Source organism: Roseovarius nitratireducens, assembly GCF_002925845.1.
Classification (GTDB): domain Bacteria; phylum Pseudomonadota; class Alphaproteobacteria; order Rhodobacterales; family Rhodobacteraceae; genus Roseovarius; species Roseovarius nitratireducens.
The window spans coordinates 25,199-41,948 of the sequence record NZ_PDNI01000084.1; the positions used below are offsets into that span (position 1 = coordinate 25,199).

At 66.5% G+C, this 16,750-nt stretch carries 17 protein-coding genes and 1 pseudogene; 9 read left to right on the plus strand and 9 right to left on the minus strand.

Annotated elements, in window-relative coordinates:
- Positions 1-83: 83 nt before the first annotated feature.
- The 4 genes and pseudogenes from CRJ03_RS18535 to CRJ03_RS18550 form a co-directional block, all read right to left on the minus strand.
- Positions 84-1,012: pseudogene (locus CRJ03_RS18535) on the minus strand (2-hydroxyacid dehydrogenase).
- 23 nt (positions 1,013-1,035) lie between these two features.
- The gene (locus CRJ03_RS18540) at positions 1,036-1,374 is read right to left on the minus strand and encodes a tRNA-binding protein (protein ID WP_104020347.1); all 339 of its coding nucleotides are present in this window, start codon (positions 1,372-1,374) and stop codon (positions 1,036-1,038) included.
- The gene (gene proC / locus CRJ03_RS18545; RefSeq protein ID WP_104020348.1) at positions 1,367-2,182 is read right to left on the minus strand and encodes a pyrroline-5-carboxylate reductase; all 816 of its coding nucleotides are present in this window, start codon (positions 2,180-2,182) and stop codon (positions 1,367-1,369) included. Before proC ends, CRJ03_RS18540 begins: the two co-directional genes overlap by 8 nt.
- Positions 2,183-2,218: 36 nt before the next feature.
- Positions 2,219-2,719: a type III secretion system chaperone family protein gene (locus CRJ03_RS18550; protein ID WP_104020349.1), complete on the minus strand. Its 501-nt coding sequence runs from the start codon at positions 2,717-2,719 to the stop codon at positions 2,219-2,221.
- Between the two features lie 242 nt (positions 2,720-2,961).
- On the opposite strand from CRJ03_RS18550, the gene ttcA reads away from it, so the two are divergent.
- From ttcA to yihA, 5 genes are all read left to right on the plus strand, one after another.
- On the plus strand, positions 2,962-3,831 hold the full coding sequence (gene ttcA / locus CRJ03_RS18555) for a tRNA 2-thiocytidine(32) synthetase TtcA (RefSeq protein ID WP_104020350.1): 870 nt from the start codon (positions 2,962-2,964) through the stop codon (positions 3,829-3,831).
- Between the two features lie 41 nt (positions 3,832-3,872).
- On the plus strand, positions 3,873-4,517 hold the full coding sequence (locus CRJ03_RS18560; protein WP_104020351.1) for a diguanylate cyclase domain-containing protein: 645 nt from the start codon (positions 3,873-3,875) through the stop codon (positions 4,515-4,517).
- A gap of 173 nt (positions 4,518-4,690) precedes the next feature.
- Entirely contained in the window at positions 4,691-6,535 is a 1,845-nt protein-coding gene (yidC, locus tag CRJ03_RS18565) for a membrane protein insertase YidC (protein ID WP_104020352.1), read from the plus strand.
- Positions 6,535-7,278 (plus strand): MOSC domain-containing protein, encoded by a 744-nt coding sequence (locus tag CRJ03_RS18570; protein ID WP_104020353.1) that lies wholly within the window; start codon positions 6,535-6,537, stop codon positions 7,276-7,278. The genes yidC and CRJ03_RS18570 overlap by 1 nt, the downstream gene beginning before the upstream one ends.
- On the plus strand, positions 7,278-7,940 hold the full coding sequence (gene yihA, locus CRJ03_RS18575; protein ID WP_104020354.1) for a ribosome biogenesis GTP-binding protein YihA/YsxC: 663 nt from the start codon (positions 7,278-7,280) through the stop codon (positions 7,938-7,940). The genes CRJ03_RS18570 and yihA overlap by 1 nt, the downstream gene beginning before the upstream one ends.
- A 272-nt stretch (positions 7,941-8,212) precedes the next feature.
- Here the strand turns inward: yihA and CRJ03_RS18580 are convergent, their stop codons facing one another.
- Entirely contained in the window at positions 8,213-8,944 is a 732-nt protein-coding gene (locus CRJ03_RS18580) for an SDR family oxidoreductase (protein ID WP_104020355.1), read from the minus strand.
- A gap of 118 nt (positions 8,945-9,062) precedes the next feature.
- On the opposite strand from CRJ03_RS18580, the gene argB reads away from it, so the two are divergent.
- Genes argB through CRJ03_RS18600 form a run of 4 tightly spaced genes read left to right on the plus strand, consistent with a single transcriptional unit; the run spans position 9,063 to position 12,222 of the window.
- Entirely contained in the window at positions 9,063-9,956 is an 894-nt protein-coding gene (gene argB, locus CRJ03_RS18585) for an acetylglutamate kinase (RefSeq protein WP_104020356.1), read from the plus strand.
- Between the two features lie 9 nt (positions 9,957-9,965).
- Positions 9,966-10,616, plus strand: coding sequence for a ferredoxin (locus CRJ03_RS18590; protein WP_104020357.1), 651 nt, complete (start codon positions 9,966-9,968; stop codon positions 10,614-10,616).
- Complete coding sequence (locus CRJ03_RS18595; RefSeq protein WP_104020358.1) at positions 10,613-11,101, plus strand: SixA phosphatase family protein; 489 nt, start codon at positions 10,613-10,615, stop codon at positions 11,099-11,101. Before CRJ03_RS18590 ends, CRJ03_RS18595 begins: the two co-directional genes overlap by 4 nt.
- Before the next feature lie 5 nt (positions 11,102-11,106).
- Positions 11,107-12,222: an acetoin utilization protein AcuC gene (locus tag CRJ03_RS18600; protein WP_104020359.1), complete on the plus strand. Its 1,116-nt coding sequence runs from the start codon at positions 11,107-11,109 to the stop codon at positions 12,220-12,222.
- A 97-nt stretch (positions 12,223-12,319) separates the two neighbouring features.
- Here CRJ03_RS18600 and CRJ03_RS18605 read toward each other — a convergent pair whose 3' ends face one another.
- The 4 genes from CRJ03_RS18605 to CRJ03_RS18620 form a co-directional block, all read right to left on the minus strand.
- The gene (locus CRJ03_RS18605; protein ID WP_104020360.1) at positions 12,320-13,087 is read right to left on the minus strand and encodes an amino acid ABC transporter ATP-binding protein; all 768 of its coding nucleotides are present in this window, start codon (positions 13,085-13,087) and stop codon (positions 12,320-12,322) included.
- A 14-nt stretch (positions 13,088-13,101) separates the two neighbouring features.
- Positions 13,102-14,391, minus strand: coding sequence for an amino acid ABC transporter permease (locus CRJ03_RS18610; RefSeq protein WP_104020361.1), 1,290 nt, complete (start codon positions 14,389-14,391; stop codon positions 13,102-13,104).
- 3 nt (positions 14,392-14,394) lie between these two features.
- The gene (locus tag CRJ03_RS18615; RefSeq protein WP_104020362.1) at positions 14,395-15,609 is read right to left on the minus strand and encodes an amino acid ABC transporter permease; all 1,215 of its coding nucleotides are present in this window, start codon (positions 15,607-15,609) and stop codon (positions 14,395-14,397) included.
- A gap of 121 nt (positions 15,610-15,730) precedes the next feature.
- Positions 15,731-16,750 carry an amino acid ABC transporter substrate-binding protein gene (locus CRJ03_RS18620; protein ID WP_104020363.1) on the minus strand — a complete coding sequence of 340 codons (1,020 nt, stop codon included), beginning with the start codon at positions 16,748-16,750 and terminating at the stop codon, positions 15,731-15,733.

The window sequence follows — 16,750 nt, forward strand, 5'->3', positions numbered from 1 at the left end:
TTCCCGCCAGATCAACGCAGCCGCGCGCCAAGGTCAAGCGCGACGTCGCGCAAGACCACCCGGATTCACCTTTCCCGAAATACTCAATTCACCGGGTTGGGCGGGTCTTCTCCGGCAAAATAGGCGCGCAGGTTCTCCACTGCCATCAGCCCCATCGCCTCGCGCACCTCCAATGCGGCGGTGCCCAGATGCGGCAGCAGCGTCACGTTCTCCATCTTGCGCAGCACCTCGGGCACCTCGGGCTCGCGCTCGTAGACATCGAGCCCCGCGCCCGAAATGCGCCGCTCGCGCAGCGCGTCGATCAGCGCCGCCTCGTCCACCACGTCGCCGCGCGCGATGTTGATTAGATGCGCCGTGGGCTTCATCGCCGCCAGCACCTCCGGCCCGATGATGCTCCGCGTCTCGTCTCCACCCGGCACGGCGGCCACGAGGAAATCGGCTTCTGAGGCCAGCGCCTCGATACTCTCCACCTGCCGCGACGGGATATCCACCGCCTTGGCCGAGCGGTTGTAATAGAGCACCTCCATGCCGAAACCGTGATGGCAGCGCCGTGCAATGACTTGCCCGATGCGCCCCATGCCGACGATGCCCACCCTCTTGCCCGTCACATGGGTGCCCAGCATCTGCGTCGGGTTCCAGCCGGTCCAGCGGCCCGCGCGCAGCATCCGCTCGCCCTCGCCCGCGCGGCGCGCGCTCATCAGGATCAGCATCATCGCGATATCGGCGGTGGCATCGGTCACGGCGCCCGGCGTGTTGGTGACGGCGATCCCCGCGGCGCGGGCGGCGGCCACGTCGATATGGTTAAGCCCACCCCGAAATTGGCGAGGATCCGGCAGCGGCTTCCCTCCGCGTCCTCGAACACCTCCGCCGAGAACATGTCACCCAGCGTCGGCAGGATCCCGTCATAGAGCGCCAGCGCGCCACGCATCTGCCCGGGCTTGAGGGGCGTGTTTTCCTCGCGAATCTCGACATCGAAATGCGTCTCTGCCTCGGCCACCACCCGCGCGGGCATGGGACGTGTAATGAGAATCCGTTTCAATGCAGCCTCCCGCCTTCGGGCACGTCCTTGTCCGGCGCGATCAGCACCACCTCGCCCTCGGCATCGCTCAGCCCAAGCACCAGCACCTCCGAGACGAACTTGCCGATCTGCCGCGGCGGGAAATTGACCACCGCCAGCACCTGCCGCCCAACGAGCGCGTCGGGCGTGTAATGCGCCGTGATCTGCGCGCTTGATTTCTTCTCGCCGATCTCCGCGCCGAAATCGACCCAGAGCTTGATCGCGGGCTTGCGCGCCTCCGGATAGGGCTCGGCGCGGGTGACGCGGCCCACCCGGATATCCACCTTGAGAAAATCGTCGAAACTGATCTCAGCCATCACGTAGCTCACGCGAGCGGTCGGCAGCGGCGGCGACCGTGCGCGCCATCAGCGGCGGCAGGCCGGTGGCCTCGTCCATCAGCACTTCCAGCCCCGCCTGCGTGGTGCCATTGGGGCTTGTCACGTTCTTGCGCAGCTCTGCGGGCGTCTCGTCGGCGGCCTCAGCCAGCGCACCGGCGCCTGCGACGGTGGCCTGTGCCAGTTGCATCGCCAGCGCAGGGGCCAGCCCCTGCGCCTCGCCCGCCCGCGCCATGCACTCGATCATGTGAAACACGTAGGCCGGTCCCGAGCCCGACAGCCCGGTGACCGCGTCCATCTGATCCTCGCTCTCCAGCCGCACCACCTGTCCCACCGCCCTGAGCAGCGCCTCGGTCGCGTCCAGATGCGCGGGCGTGGCGTGGGCGTTACCGATGATGGCGGTGATGCCGCGCCCGACGGCGGCGGGCGTGTTGGGCATGGCGCGCACGATTGGCGTGGTCCCGCCCAGCATCTCCTCGCAGGTGGCGATGGTGGTGCCGGCGGCCACCGACACGAACAGCGTCGCGCCATTGCCATAGCCCTTCAGCGTCGGCAACGCGTCGGCCATCATCTGCGGCTTGACCGCGATCAGCACGATCGCCGGGTCGGGTGGCAATTCGGCGTTGACGTTCACGCCCGCCGCGCCCAGCCACTCCGCCGGGTGCGGATCGACAACGTGCACCGCGCCCGGCGTCAGCCCGCCATCGAGCCAGCCCTTCAGCATCGCGCCGCCCATCTTGCCGCAGCCAAGAAGTACGAGGCCCCGCTCGCCGATCTCTTCCTTCGTCATGAACCCCTCCCGCGCCGTCTCGTTGCGGGCCGAGGTTTACGCGCGACCGTAGGCCTCTGCAATGGCGACCTGCATCGCGTCGCGCGGGCTGTTGTCACCCCAGACGGCAAGCTGGAAAGCCGGGTAATAGCGCTCGGCGCTCATCACCGCCGCGCCCAGCAGCGTGTCGATCTGCTCTGCCGTCGCCCCCGGCGCGCCCGCCATGACCAATCCATAGCGCCACACCATGAGCTTCTGCTCGTCCCACCAGGTGAACGCGCCTGACCAGCACTGATCGTTGACGAGGTTGAGCATCTCGTAGAGCACCGGCAGGCGTTCTTCGGGGGGCTCCATCTCGAAGGTACAGACCATCCGCAGCGTCTCATCATGGCCCGACCATGCGAGCGTGATGGAATAGGTGCGCCACTGCCCCTCGATCGCCATGGCGATTTGATCGTCACCAATGCGGTCGAATTCCCAGTCGTGATGTTCCGCGATGTGCTCGACTAGGTCGATGGGATGAAGATCCGCGCTCAGATCATGCTCGGAAAGTGCCATGGCGCCGCCTCATATGCTGTAGCGCGGGGGTGGCCTTGCACCCCAAACGCTAGGTGCCTGCTCTACGGGCGGAGGTGCATCCACCCGCCCATACAAGATATGGTGCGGGCTTATTCATGGGCTGTAAAGCAATTTGTTGGGGATATCCGCAATAAGTTGTTGAGAAAGGGCGGGAGGCCTCAAGATGCAGAACACCGCCGCCGCCCTTGCCCGACGCCCCGATAGGCCCTAAAGCGCGGACCATGACCGATGCCACCGACGATATCCATCCGCTCTTTCACGGGGCTCCCGCCAGCACCGAATTCCGCAAGCTGCGCAAGCGCATCGTGCGCGAGGTGCGCGAGGCGGTGGAGCAATACGGCATGGTGGAGAAAGGTGCCCGATGGCTTGTCTGCCTCTCGGGCGGCAAGGACAGCTACACCCTGCTCGCCGTGCTGCACGAGCTGCAATGGCGGGGCCTGCTGCCGGTCGACCTGCTCGCCTGCAATCTCGATCAGGGGCAGCCCGGATTTCCCGCCACGGTCCTGCCCGAGTTCCTCAAAGCACGCGGCGTGCCCCACCGGATCGAGGATCAGGACACCTATTCCATCGTCATGGACAAGGTGCCGCAGGGGCGCACCTATTGCGCGTTATGCTCCCGTCTGCGCAGGGGAAATCTCTACCGCATCGCCCGCGAAGAGGGCTGCTCGGCGGTGGTGCTCGGGCATCACCGCGACGACATCCTCGAGACCTTCTTCATGAACCTCTTCCATGGCGGGCGGCTCGCCACCATGCCGCCCAAGCTCGTCAACGAAGAGGGCGACCTGTTTCTCTACCGCCCCCTCGCCCACGTGGCCGAGGCCGATTGCGAGCGGTTCGCGCGAGCGATGGACTACCCGATCATTCCCTGCGACCTGTGCGGGTCGCAGGACGGGCTTCAGCGCCAGCAGGTCAAGCGCCTGCTCGACGAGTGGGAGGCCAACCATCCGGGTCGGCGGCAAAAGATGTTCCGCGCGCTGATGAATGCCCGCCCCTCGCACCTGCTCGACCCGGCGCTGTTCGATTTCGCCGGGCTGACCCGCGACCCCCTAAAATCCGAGGCAAAAGAACCGGCGATGCCAACCCTCCGTTAACCGCGCGCGCCTAGGCTGCGCCCCTGTTGACGGAGATTGCCATGCACCAGGCTCGATACGCCCTGCGAAGCGCGCTCGCCGCCATGCGCGGGCCGCAAGTCGCGATCCTCGCGCTGGCGCTGGGGCTGGCCTTCGCGTGGTTCGGCCCCGCCTCGCTGGCGCTCGGCCTGCCCTTCGCCCTGGTACTGTTCCCGCGCAAGACCGCCACCCACGGCAGCGGGCGGCGCCGTCGTGTCACGCCCGGTCAGATGGCGGAAATGGCTGCGGCCCTCGATCGCCGCCTGCGCAACGCCCGGCGCACGCGCCACCCGGTGCTGTGCGTCACGCTCGAGATTGCGGGCTTCGACGGGGTACGGGACACGTTGGGTGAACGGCTGGTGACGACGTGCCTCGACCACCTCTCCCATCGACTTCGGCGCGAGGATGCACTGTTCGACCTGGGCTCCGGGCGGTTCGGCGTGATCCCCGGCGGCGCGCGGGGGATGGACACCGCGGCGGCCCAACGCCTCGCCGCCCGGCTACAGGCTCATGCCGCGGCGTGCCTTTCCGGCTTCCGACGGGATGAGGGGCTCGCCGTCGCGTCCGGCTTCTGCCTGGAGCCACAGCCGGGCACACGCAGCGGGCGGGCGATGATCGCCGATAGCCTCGCCGCCACCGCACCGCCATCCGTCCATGAAGGCGGCTGACCGCCGGTACAAGGGACGGGCGCGCGGGGTCGCTCACGCGTGCGGCGCCGCTACCGCCGCATATCCCGACCGATACCGCCCGGGTCACCACCCGATCCCGGAATCCGCTTGACCTTTGGGGCCTCACTCTGTTGAACGCCCCAAGGCAAATAAATGACGGACGGGTCCCGGCGATGGACGATCAGAACAAGAATCTCATTTTCGCGACGGCGCTAAGCTTTCTCGTGATCCTCGTCTGGTTCGTGATGTTCCCGCCGCCGGAACCCGCGCCCACCGATCCCAACGCCCCCACCGCCGAGGCGCAGGCCGACGGCCCGCTCGCCCCCGCCCCGAGCGCCGATCCCGCCGCCGGCGACGGCGCGACGGCCGCGACTGGGACCGGTGCCGCCGCAGAGGCCGCCGCCGACGTGCCGCGCGTCGCCATCGACACACCGAGCCTCGTCGGCTCGATCTCGCTCAAGGGCGGGCGCCTCGACGAGTTGTCGCTCAAGGACTACCGCGAGACGATCGACCCCGAATCTCCGATCGTCCGCCTTCTCACACCGCTGGGCAGCGTGACCCCCTATTACGCGCTTCACGGCTGGGCCCCAGGCGCCGGGCTGGCGCCAGATCAGGTGCCAGGGCCGAACACGCTCTGGCAGGTCGAGAGCGGCGGCACGCTCAGCCCCGGCGCGCCAATCGCCCTGGCGTGGGACAATGGCGCGGGCCTCACCTTCCGCCGCGAGATATCCGTGGACGAGGACTACATGTTCTCGGTGCGCCAAACGGTCGAGAACCGGGGCAACAACGAGGTCAGCCTCGCCCCCTATGGTATCATCGCCCGCCACGGCCAGCCCGCCGACATGAAGAATTTCTTCATCCTGCACGAGGGCCTTATCGGCATGGCCGACGGCACGCTGGCCGAGATCGACTACGACGATGTCGAGGAATATCCCTTGAACCCCCGCGAGGGCGCACCCGCCGAGGTCACGCAGGTCACCGAAGGCGGCTGGCTGGGATTCACCGATCATTACTGGATGACCACGCTCATCCCCGCGCCCGGCACGCCTTTCAAGGCCGTCACCAAGTACGATCCGCAGCGCGGCATCTACCAGACCGAAACCGTGCAGCAGACCCGGAGCCTCGCCCCCGGCGAGACGGTCACCGCCGACAGCCGCCTTTTCGCGGGGGCAAAGGAATGGGCCACCATCCGCCGCTACCAGGACGAGGACGGCGTCAACGGCTTTCTCGACTCGATCGACTGGGGCTGGTTCTTCTTCCTGACCAAGCCGATCTTCGCGGCGCTGCACTGGTTCAACCTGATGATCGGCAACATGGGCTGGGCGATCATCGCGCTCACCCTCGCGATCAAGGCGCTGGTGCTGCCGCTGGCCTACAAATCCTACGTCTCTATGGCCAAGATGAAGGAACTCCAGCCCGAGATGGAGAAGATCAAGGAGATCGCTGGCGACGACCGCCAGAAACTCCAGCAGGAGATGATGGCGCTCTACAAGAAGGAAAAGGTCAACCCGGCGGCGGGCTGCCTGCCCATCCTGCTGCAGATCCCGATCTTCTTCTCGCTCTACAAGGTGATCTTCGTCACGCTTGAATTGCGCCACGCGCCGTGGATCGGCTGGATCCGCGATCTCTCCGCGCCCGATCCCTCGTCGCTCTACAATCTCTGGGGCCTGCTGCCCTGGGCCGCGCCCGAGTCCGGCTCGGTTCTCGCGCTCATCTTCATCGGGGTCCTCCCGCTCTGCCTCGGCGTGTCGATGTGGCTGCAACAGAAGCTGAACCCGACCCCGACCGACCCCACGCAAAAGATGATCTTTGCCTGGATGCCCTGGGTGTTCATGTTCATGCTGGGCAGCTTCGCCTCGGGTCTGGTGATCTACTGGATCGCCAACAACATGATCACCTTCACCCAGCAATACGCGATCATGCGCAGCCACGGGCACAAGCCGGACGTGTTCGGCAATATCAAAGCGAGCTTCAAGCGCGCCAACAAGCCCGCCCCGGACACGGGCAAGAAGAAGTGATGGCGCGGGTCAGTGCCCTCTGGCGCCACCCGGTCAAGGGTCACGGGCGCGAGGCGCTGCGCCGCGTGACGCTGAGCCGCGGGCAGGCGATGCCGTGGGACCGGCGCTGGGCCGTCGCGCACGAGCTGGCGCGCCTCACCGAAGGCGAATGGGCACCCTGCACGAATTTCTCCATCGGGGCCAAGGCGCCCGCATTGATGGCGATCGACGCGCAGGTGGACGAGGCGGCAGGCCGCGTGACCCTCACCCACCCTGACCGCCCCGACCTGACCTTCGATCCCGACCGCGACGCACAGGCGTTTCTCGACTGGGTCGCGCCGCTCATGCCCTTGAGCCGCGCCCGCTCGGTGCGGCTCTTCCGGCTCGACGGGCGCGGGCTGACGGATACGGATTACCCCTCGGTGAGCCTCTTGAACCTTGCCTCCAATGCCGACCTGGCCGCGCAGATGGGCGCCGAGGTGTCGCCGCTGCGGTGGCGCTGCAACATCCATGTCGATGGCATGGAGCCGTGGGCAGAATTCGATCTCGTCGGCCGGACGCTGCGCATCGGCGAGGCAGAGTTGCGCGTGCGCGAGCCGATCCGGCGCTGCATGGCAACCACGGCCAATCCCGGGACCGGGGCGCGCGATCTCGACACGCTCGGGGCGCTCAACAGCACGCGCGGAGCGCAGGATTTCGGTATCTATACCGAGGTGACCCGCAGCGGCACGCTTGCCGTGGGTGACCGGATCGAGGTGCTGTGATGCAACGCCTGCCCTTCCCGGAGGCCGAGCCGCCCGACACAGAGCACGCCGAGGCCGGGCGCAAGCTCTTCGCCGGAGAGGTGGATTTCCTCAAGGGCGTCGTCGCGATGTCCGGCCTGCCACCCGCCGACCGCGCCGAGGTCTGCTTCGCGGGCCGCTCCAACGTGGGCAAGTCCTCGCTCATCAACGCGCTCACCGGGCGCAAGGCACTGGCGCGCGCCTCCAACACGCCCGGGCGCACGCAGGAGATCAATTACTTCACCCTCGGCGACAGCCACTACCTCGTCGACCTGCCCGGCTATGGCTACGCCAATGCGCCGCTCGACGTGGTGCGCAAATGGCAAGCGCTGCTAAAGACATACCTCTCGGGCCGCGCCAGCCTGCGTCGCGCCTTCGTGCTGGTCGATGCCCGCCACGGGGTCAAGCCGGTGGACGAAGAGATCATGGCCCTGCTCGACCGCGCCGCGGTGCCTTTCCAATGCGTGCTGACCAAGACCGACAAGATCGCCGCAGGCACCCGGGAAAAGGTGCTCGCGCAGGTCCGCGAGCGCCTCGCCCCGCACCCGGCGGCCTACCCCGAGCTGATCCTCACCTCCTCGGAAAAGGGCGAGGGGCTCGCCACCCTGCGCTCCACCATCGCGGCGCTTGGCGCGCAGCAGTGAGGGGGCTGTTCTCGGCCTTGAGCGGTCGTTGCCGTGAGCCGCGCCATCAACAGGCCGCGGGCTGGCGATCCGACGGTTTCTTAGGGCGCTTTATGCCTGCCGAATCCGAAAAACCTGTAATCGGTGCGCGAGCTTAGACAAGTTGCCAGTCCGGGGGGCGGGTCATGCTGAAAGCATGCCTCCGGCATGACCGATGGCACGGCGGGCTTCGCCCTCGATTCCGCGCCAGGGGCAAGAACCGAAGGGCTGGAACAAGCCCAAACTCTCCCCCCTCAGACGTGCTGCGCCCCGTTGATCTCGATCTCCGTGCCCGAGATATAGGCCGACGGCGACGTGCACAGGAAATAGACCGTGTCTGCCACCTCTCGCGGCTCGCCAAGCCGGCGCATCGGGATCGTGTCGGCCAGCTCCTCGGTGCCCGGCGACAGGATGTCGGTGCGGATTTCGCCTGGCGCGATGGCGTTCACGCGCACGCCGAGAGGCCCGAAATCATGCGCCATCTCGCGCGTGAGCGCGGCCAGCGCCGCCTTCGAGGTGGCATAGGCCGCGCCGGCAAAGGGATGCACCCGCCCGCCCGCGATGGAGGTGACATTGACCACCGCCCCCTTGGCTGCCGCCAACTCGTCGCGCAGGCTGCGCGCCAGCACGATCGGGGCGAAAAAATTGACGTGAAACACATGCCCCCATGTCCGCAGGTCGGTGTCGAAGGTATCGAGCCGCTCACCCTCCGGCCCCTTGGGCGAAATACCGGCGTTGTTGACCAGCGCATCAAGACGGCCACCCAGCATTCTGCGGATCACCTCTACCTTCTCGATCACGTCGTTGGGGTTCGCGAGGTCGATCTGGATATGGTTCGCCGCGCCGCCACCCCAAGGGCATTCCTGCGGAAACGGGTGGCGCGAACAGGTGATCACCCGCCAGCCCTCGGTATTGAACCGGCGCACAGTGGCATGGCCGATTCCCCGGCTCGCGCCGGTCAGTAGCAAAGTGCGCGTCATGGTCATGGCGATCTCTCCGGCGTGGACCTTTCCACCCTAGCCCGACTGCGGCCGGGATCAACGGCTCTTGGCACGCCACGGCGCAGCGGCTAACAAGTGCGGGCGCGTGACCCCGGAGACAGGAATGAAGGCCCGAGACATGAACCGCGACTGGATCGCCACCGCCCGCACCCTTTCCGAGGCGCTGCCCTACCTGCAGCGCTATACCGGTGCCATCGTGGTCATCAAGCTCGGTGGCCACGCCATGGGCAGCCCGCAGGCGATGGCCGAATTCGCCCGCGACGTGGTGCTGATGCGGCAGGTGGGGGTCAACCCGGTGATCGTCCACGGCGGTGGACCGATGATCAACGAGATGCTCGCCCGGCTCGATATCCGCTCGGATTTCGTGGGTGGCAAGCGAGTCACCGATGCCGCCACGATGGAAGTGGTGGAAATGGTGCTCTCGGGCACCGTCAACAAGCGCATCGTGCAGGCCATCGGCGGCCAGGGCGGGCGCGCGGCGGGGCTTTCGGGCAAGGATGCCGGGCTCATCGCCTGCACCCCGGCCAGCGCCGATCTCGGCCTCGTGGGCGAACCCTCGGAGATCGACCCGGCGATCCTGCACACACTCTTCGACGCGGGCGTGATCCCGGTCATCGCGCCGCTTGGCGGCGGGCCGGATGGCGAGACCTACAACATCAACGGCGACACCGCCGCCGGGGCCATCGCTGCGGCACTGCGCGCCGATCGGCTGCTGTTGCTCACCGACACCGACGGCGTGCTCGACGCCGAGGGCCACGTCGTGACCGAGCTCACGCCCGAACAGATCCGCGCGCTCACCCGCGAAGGCGTGATCGCGGGCGGCATGATCCCCAAGACCGAAACCGCGCTCGCCGCCATCGCTGGCGGTGTGCGCGCAGTGGTCATCCTGGACGGGCGTGCCCCCAACGCCACCCTGCTGGAGCTGTTCACCGAGCACGGCGCCGGATCGCTTATCCGCAACGGTGCGGCCCCCTCGACGAAGCGGCCCCCGGCCTAGCTCTCCGGCATGACACCCCGGCCCGCGCTCTCCTCTATTGCCACCAAGGCCCGAGGCAACCACCTCGCCCCGCTTGGCGCGCTGCACCTCGAACCGGACGAGGTGCCGGGATTCACCAGCCTCGTGTTGCTCGGCCCCGCCGGGCCGGACTTCTGGCCGCATGTCACCGCCGCGCCCGAATTCGCCGATGGCGCGCCCGACCCGCTCGACCGCTGGTCACTTCGGGTGATCGGCGCGCTGGCCAGCGATCTCGGCGCGCGCGCGGTCTTTCCCTTCGACGGCCCGCCCTGGCCATCCTTCACCGGCTGGGCGCGGCGCAGCGGGCGGGCCTGGTCCTCGCCGGTTGGGCTCTTGGTGCACGACACCACGGGCCTGATGCTGTCCTATCGCGGCGCGCTCGCCCTGCCCCACCGGATCGACCTGCCTGCCCCCGCCGCGCGCCCCTGTGACACCTGCGATGGCCAGCCCTGCCGCACCGCCTGCCCGGTGAGCGCGCTGTCGCCCGATGGCTACGACGTACCCGCCTGCAAGACCGATCTCGACCGGCCCGGCAACGACTGCATGGCGCGCGGCTGCGCCGTGCGCCGCGCCTGCCCGCTCAGCCAGGGCGCAGGCCGGACCGAGGCACAATCCGCCTTCCACATGGGATACTTCCGATGAAACGCCTGGTCCTCATGCGCCACGCCAAGTCCGATTGGGGCGACCCGGCGCTGCCCGACCACGCCCGCCCCCTCAACGAACGCGGTCGCCGCTCGGCCACCGCGCTCGGCGACTGGCTGCGCGCAATGGGCGTTTTGCCGGATCAGATCCTGTGTTCCTCGTCCGAACGCACGCAGGAGACCTGCGCGCGCCTGAACCTGCCGCTCGCCCCCGAGCTTCACGACGCGCTCTACCTCGCCGAGGCACCGGACATGCTTCGGGTGCTGCGCGGGGCCACTGGTTCGCAGGTGCTGATGCTCGGCCACAACCCGGGCATCGCCGAGTTCGCCGCCCGTCTCGTCGCCGCACCGCCAGACCACGACCGCTTCCATGACTACCCCACCGGGGCGACGCTGGTCGCACGCTTCGACATCGACGACTGGGCCGATGTCGCCCCCGGCACCGGCACGGCGCTGCACTTCGTCATCCCGCGAGACCTGATCTGAGCGCGATGCAGACACCGCGCTTCATCGGCTCGGACATCTACCGCGGCTCGAGCTACGGGCCGCGCCACCCGCTCTCGATCCCGCGCGTGCCGACGGTGACCGACCTCTGCCGCGCCATGGGCTGGCTCCCGGACACCCAGTATGTCACCAGCCCCCGCGCGAAGGCGGAGGCCCTGACCGCGTGGCACAGCCCAGCCTATATCGCGGCACTGCAACGCGCCGAGACCGAGGGGCACGTCACCGCCGAAACCCGCGCTCGCCACCACCTCGGCACGCTGTCGAACCCGGTCTTTCCAGAGATGTTCCGTCGTCCCGCGACGGCGGCGGGCGGCTCGCTCCTCGCGGCCGACCTGCTCGGCAAAGGTGGCGCAGTCTACAATCCCGGCGGCGGCACCCATCACGGCATGGCGGACCGGGCGGCGGGATTCTGCTACCTCAACGACCCGGTTCTGGCGCTGAAGGCGTTCCTCGCCCAGGGCCTCACCCGCATCGCCTATGTCGATATTGACGCCCATCACTGCGACGGGGTCGCGGCGGCGTTTCACGGCGAGAGCCGCGTGCTCATGATCTCCACCCACGAGGCCGGGCGCTGGCCCTTCACCGGCGCCCTCGACGACCGCGCAGGCGGTCACGCCATCAACCTGCCGCTGCCGCGCGACACCAATGACAGTGGCTTCGCCATGGCGCTGCACGAGGTGATCCTGCCCAGCCTGCAGGCGATGCGGCCGCAGGCCATCGTCCTGCAATGCGGGGCCGACGCGGTGGCCGAGGATCCGCTCTCGCGCCTCGCGCTCTCCAATAACGCCCACTGGGCCACCGTCGCGGCCCTCCGCACGCTCGGCCCCCGCCTGCTGGTCCTCGGCGGCGGCGGCTACAACCCGTGGACCGTAGGCCGCCTCTGGGCGGGTGTCTGGGCCATCCTGAACGGGTATGACATCCCCGACCGCCTGCCCGAACGCGCCCGCAGCATCCTCGCCGCGCTCACGTGGTCGCGCCGCCCGGCGCTGCCGCCCGATACCCTGGTGGATACGCTGCGCGATCGTCCACGCGAAGGCGTGATCGCCGACGACCTGCGTGCCGCGATTGCCACCCTGCGCGAACGCCGCGCCGCGTGGGTCTGACAGCGCAGGGGCGGCCCCTCGGACCGCCCCTTCATCTTGCCAAAAATATTCCGGGGGAGTCGCGCATCGCGCGACGGGGGCAGCGCCCCCAAGACCATCAGTGCCCCAGAATCTGGCTCAGGAACAGCTTGGTGCGCTCGCTCTTGGGGTTGTTGAAGAACTCCTCGGGCTCGTTCTGCTCCACGATCTGGCCCTGGTCCATAAAGATCACCCGGTTCGCCACCTTGCGGGCAAATCCCATCTCGTGGGTCACGCAGAGCATGGTCATGCCTTCCTCGGCCAGCTCGATCATGGTGTCGAGCACCTCCGAGATCATCTCGGGATCGAGCGCCGAGGTGGGCTCGTCAAAGAGCATGATCCGCGGCTTCATGCACAGCGACCGGGCAATCGCCACCCGCTGCTGTTGTCCCCCCGAGAGCTGGCCGGGATACTTGTCCGCCTGTTCGGGGATCTTGACCTTGGTGAGGAAATGCATCGCGATTTCCTCGGCCTCGCGCTTGGGCGTCTTGCGCACCCAGATCGGGGCCAGCGTGCAGTTCTCGAGGATCGTCAGGTGCGGGAACAGGTTGAAATGCTGGAACACCATCCCGACCTCCGAGCGGATCCGGTCGATGTTCTTGATATCGTTCGACAGCACCGTGCCATCGACGGTGATCGACCCCTTCTGATGCTCCTCCAGCGCGTTGATGCAGCGGATGAGCGTCGATTTCCCCGATCCCGAGGGCCCCGCGATCACGATCCGCTCGCCCTGATAGACTGTCAGGTCGATATCGCGCAGCACGTGGAACGCACCAAACCATTTGTTCATCTTGCTGATCTCGACGGCAACCTCGTCGGAGACCTTCATTTGTGCTTCTGCGGCCATGTCGATGACCCTCCTTACCGATGATCGGTCTGAAGCTGACGCTCCAGCCATTGCGAATATTGCGAGATGCCGTAGCAGGTGATGAAGAACAGCAGTGCGGCGAAGCCGAACAGCTCCCAATAGACGCCGTTCCATTCCGCCGAGGCGAGGATCGGGCCGCGGATCATGCCGACGATGTCGAACATCGAGATCACCGAGACCAGCGTGGTATCCTTGAACAGCCCCACGGCGACGTTGACGATGCCCGGGATCGAAATTTTCAGCGCCTGCGGCAGGATGATGAACTGCATCGACTGCGCGTAGTCGAGCCCGAGACTGTCAGCCGCCTCGTATTGCCCGCGCGGCAGCGCCGCGAGCCCGCCCCGAATCACCTCGGCGATATAGGCCGAGGCGAACATCGTGATCATGATGATGACCCGCAGGATGAGGTCGAAATTCGTGCCCGGCGGCAGGAAATATGCCAGCACCACGTTCGCCACGAACAAGAGCGTGATGAGCGGCACACCGCGTATGAACTCGATGAAGATCACGCAGATCCACTTGATGATCGGCATGTTGGATTGCCGCCCCAGCGCCAGCGCGATCCCGAAGGGCAGCGACAGCGACACGCAGACCACACCCAGCATCAGGTTGATCATGAAACCGCCCATGTCGCGCGACGCCACCGGCTCGAGCGCCATGAAACCGGCAGTGGACCCGGTCAAAAACCCGGCAGCCCACCAGAACACCATCGCCCCCGCGATCCCCGCAAGGACCGCAACACCGGCGCTGACGGTCAGGGTGCGCCGATAGACGAGAACGCCGAACAGCACGCCCAACAGCGCCATGATCGGAACCATGATCGACCCGCCCCAGATCAGCCAGTAGGCGATGAACGGGTAGAGCCCGGTAAAGATCAGCAGTATGCGCGGCAGGAACTTGATGAACAGCACCGGCGCGATCGCCGCGAACAGCAGCACGAAGGCCAGCGTCGGCCTCCAGTAGAGCTCGTCGGGATACTTGAACCCGAACAGAAGCTGGTTCCAGCGCTCGGTCAGCACCGCGAAACAGGCCCCCGTGCGCCCATCGAGCATCTCGCGGCAGGCCGTAAGGCTGGGGCTGTCCCAGATACCATTGAAAAACCACGGCGCCGCCGCGACCACGATACTGATGACGACATAAGCAGTAACCACCGTGAGCAGGCCGTTGGCCACCGAGGAAAACAGGTTCTCGCGCAGCCACTTGATGACCCCCGTCTCCGTCACCGGCGGCGGCGCCTCGGGGAGCATGTGCTCGCGGTGGAAGGCGACATTATCATGCGACATGGCTCACCGCTCCTTCAGCGCAATGGAGTTGTTGTACAGGTTCATCACCGCCGAGATTGCAAGGCTGATCGTCAGGTAGAAAAGCATCAGCAGCAGCACGCATTCGATCGCGCGCCCGGTCTGGTTCAGGGTGATGCCCCCCAGCGTGCCGGTCACGTCCATGTAGCCCACGGCGATGGCCAGCGACGAGTTCTTGGTGAGGTTGAGATATTGCGAAATCACCGGCGGGATGATGACGCGCAGCGCCTGCGGCAGGATCACGAGGTTCATGATCCGCCCCGGACGCAGGCCCAGCGAGGCCGCCGCCTCGGTCTGGCCGCGGTTCACCGCCAGGATCCCCGCACGCACGTTCTCCGCGATGAAGGCCCCCGTGTAGATCGCAAGAGCGAACCACAGCGCGATGAGCGACCCGCGGATTTGCATGCCGCCCTGAAAATTGAACGTTTCGAGCGCGGGATAGTCCAGAGAGATCGGTCGCCCCATGACGAAAAAGATGAGGATCGTGGGGACAAACAGAATCACCAGAGACGGCCACCCCATCGGCAGCAGCTTTCCGGTGTCGTAGAGCAGTTTGGTGGCGTAGCGACGGTAATAGATCGCGCCCGCAATCGAGGCGAGGAAGGTCAGCACCACCACCTGCGAGCCCGGCTCCCAGATTGGCAAAGGTGCATAGATCCCGCGATTGGTGAATGCGAAGGACCCGAAGAGCATGCTTGACTCCGAGTTGTCGCCCCGGAACGCGCTCGGCGACGGCAGAACCGCCGTCATGATGGTAAAGATGATGAGGATCCAGATCAGCACCGGCACGTTGCGGAACGCCTCGACATACCCGGCCATCAGCTTGCGCACGAGCCAGTTGGGCGAGAGCCGCAGAACACCGGCGATCACGCCGAAGATTGTCGCGGTCAGACACCCGAGAAAGGCCACGATCAGCGTGTTCAGAACGCCCACCACAGAGGCCCGCAGATGGCTTGATTGGCTGTCATACTCGATCGGACGCTGGTTGATGTCATAGCCAGACGGCTCTGCCAGGAACCCGAAGGCGATATTCTGGCCTTGCTCGGCCAGGTTCGTCACCAGGTTGGCGCCGAGATAGGCCATCAGCGCGACCAGCAGCATCAGCGCGATGAATTGAAACGTGTAGGAGCGATACCGCGTGTCGTAGATCAACTGCGACAGCCGGAACGACGCCTGTGGAGGGTCGGTCATCGTCGTCATCTGGGATTTCCCTGTTCTTCGACCCGGTTTTTTATCGGCGTTTTCGCCGTGGGCCGTTTCTTTGAGATCCGTCATGCGCGAAGGGCGCGGGATGACCCCGCGCCCTTCGTCAGTTCTTGTCTTACCGGAACGGCGGCGAGTAGAGGATGCCACCGTCGGTCCACTGCGCGTTCAGACCGCGCGCCAGACCGATCGGGGTATTCTCGCCGATGTTCTTCTCGAACAACTCGCCATAGTTGCCACCAACCGCGATTGCGCGCTTGGCCCAATCAGCGTCGAGGCCGATCATCTCGCCAAGGTTGCCCTCGGTGCCAAGCAGGCGGTTGATCTCGGGGCTGTTGGTCGGCGCAGATGCCATCTCGTCGACATTGGCGCTGGTGACACCCAGTTCCTCAGCCGAGATCAGGGCGTTGAGCGTCCAGCGCACGATATCACCCCACTCGTTATCGCCGTGGCGCACAAGCGGGCCAAGTGGCTCTTTCGAGACGATTTCCGGCAGGATCACGTGATCGCCGGGGTTCTCGAACGCGGCGCGGGTCGCGGCAAGGCCGGAAGCGTCGGTGGTGTAGGCATCGCATGCACCGGCCAGATACTGCTGCTGGCCTTCGGCATTGGTTTCAATCGGCACCGGCTCGTAGCTGATGTTGTTCTTGCGGAAGAAGTCCGCGAGGTTCAGCTCGGTGGTGGTGCCGGTCTGGATGCACACGGTCGCGCCGTCGAGTTCCTTGGCCGAGGTCACACCCAGCGCCTTGGGAACCATGAAGCCCTGACCATCATAGTAGTTGACGCCGACGAATTCGAACTTGAGATCGGTGTCGCGCGAGAAGGTCCAGGTGGTGTTGCGGGCCAGCATATCGACCTCGCCAGAGGCGAGCGCGGTGAACCGCGTCTTGCCGGTGGTCGGCACGAATTCGACAGAGGTCGGGTCGCCCAGAACGGCGGCGGCAACGGCGCGGCACACGGCCACGTCAAAGCCTTCCCAAACCCCGTTGGCGTCGGGCGCGGCAAAGCCGACGAGACCGGTGGTCACGCCGCAATTGAGCGTGCCGCGCGCCTTCACGTCGTCGAGCGTGGCCGCAGCCGCCGCACCGCCAACAAGGCCGGCCACGGTCAGAGCGCCCAGAAATACGGTTTTTTTCAT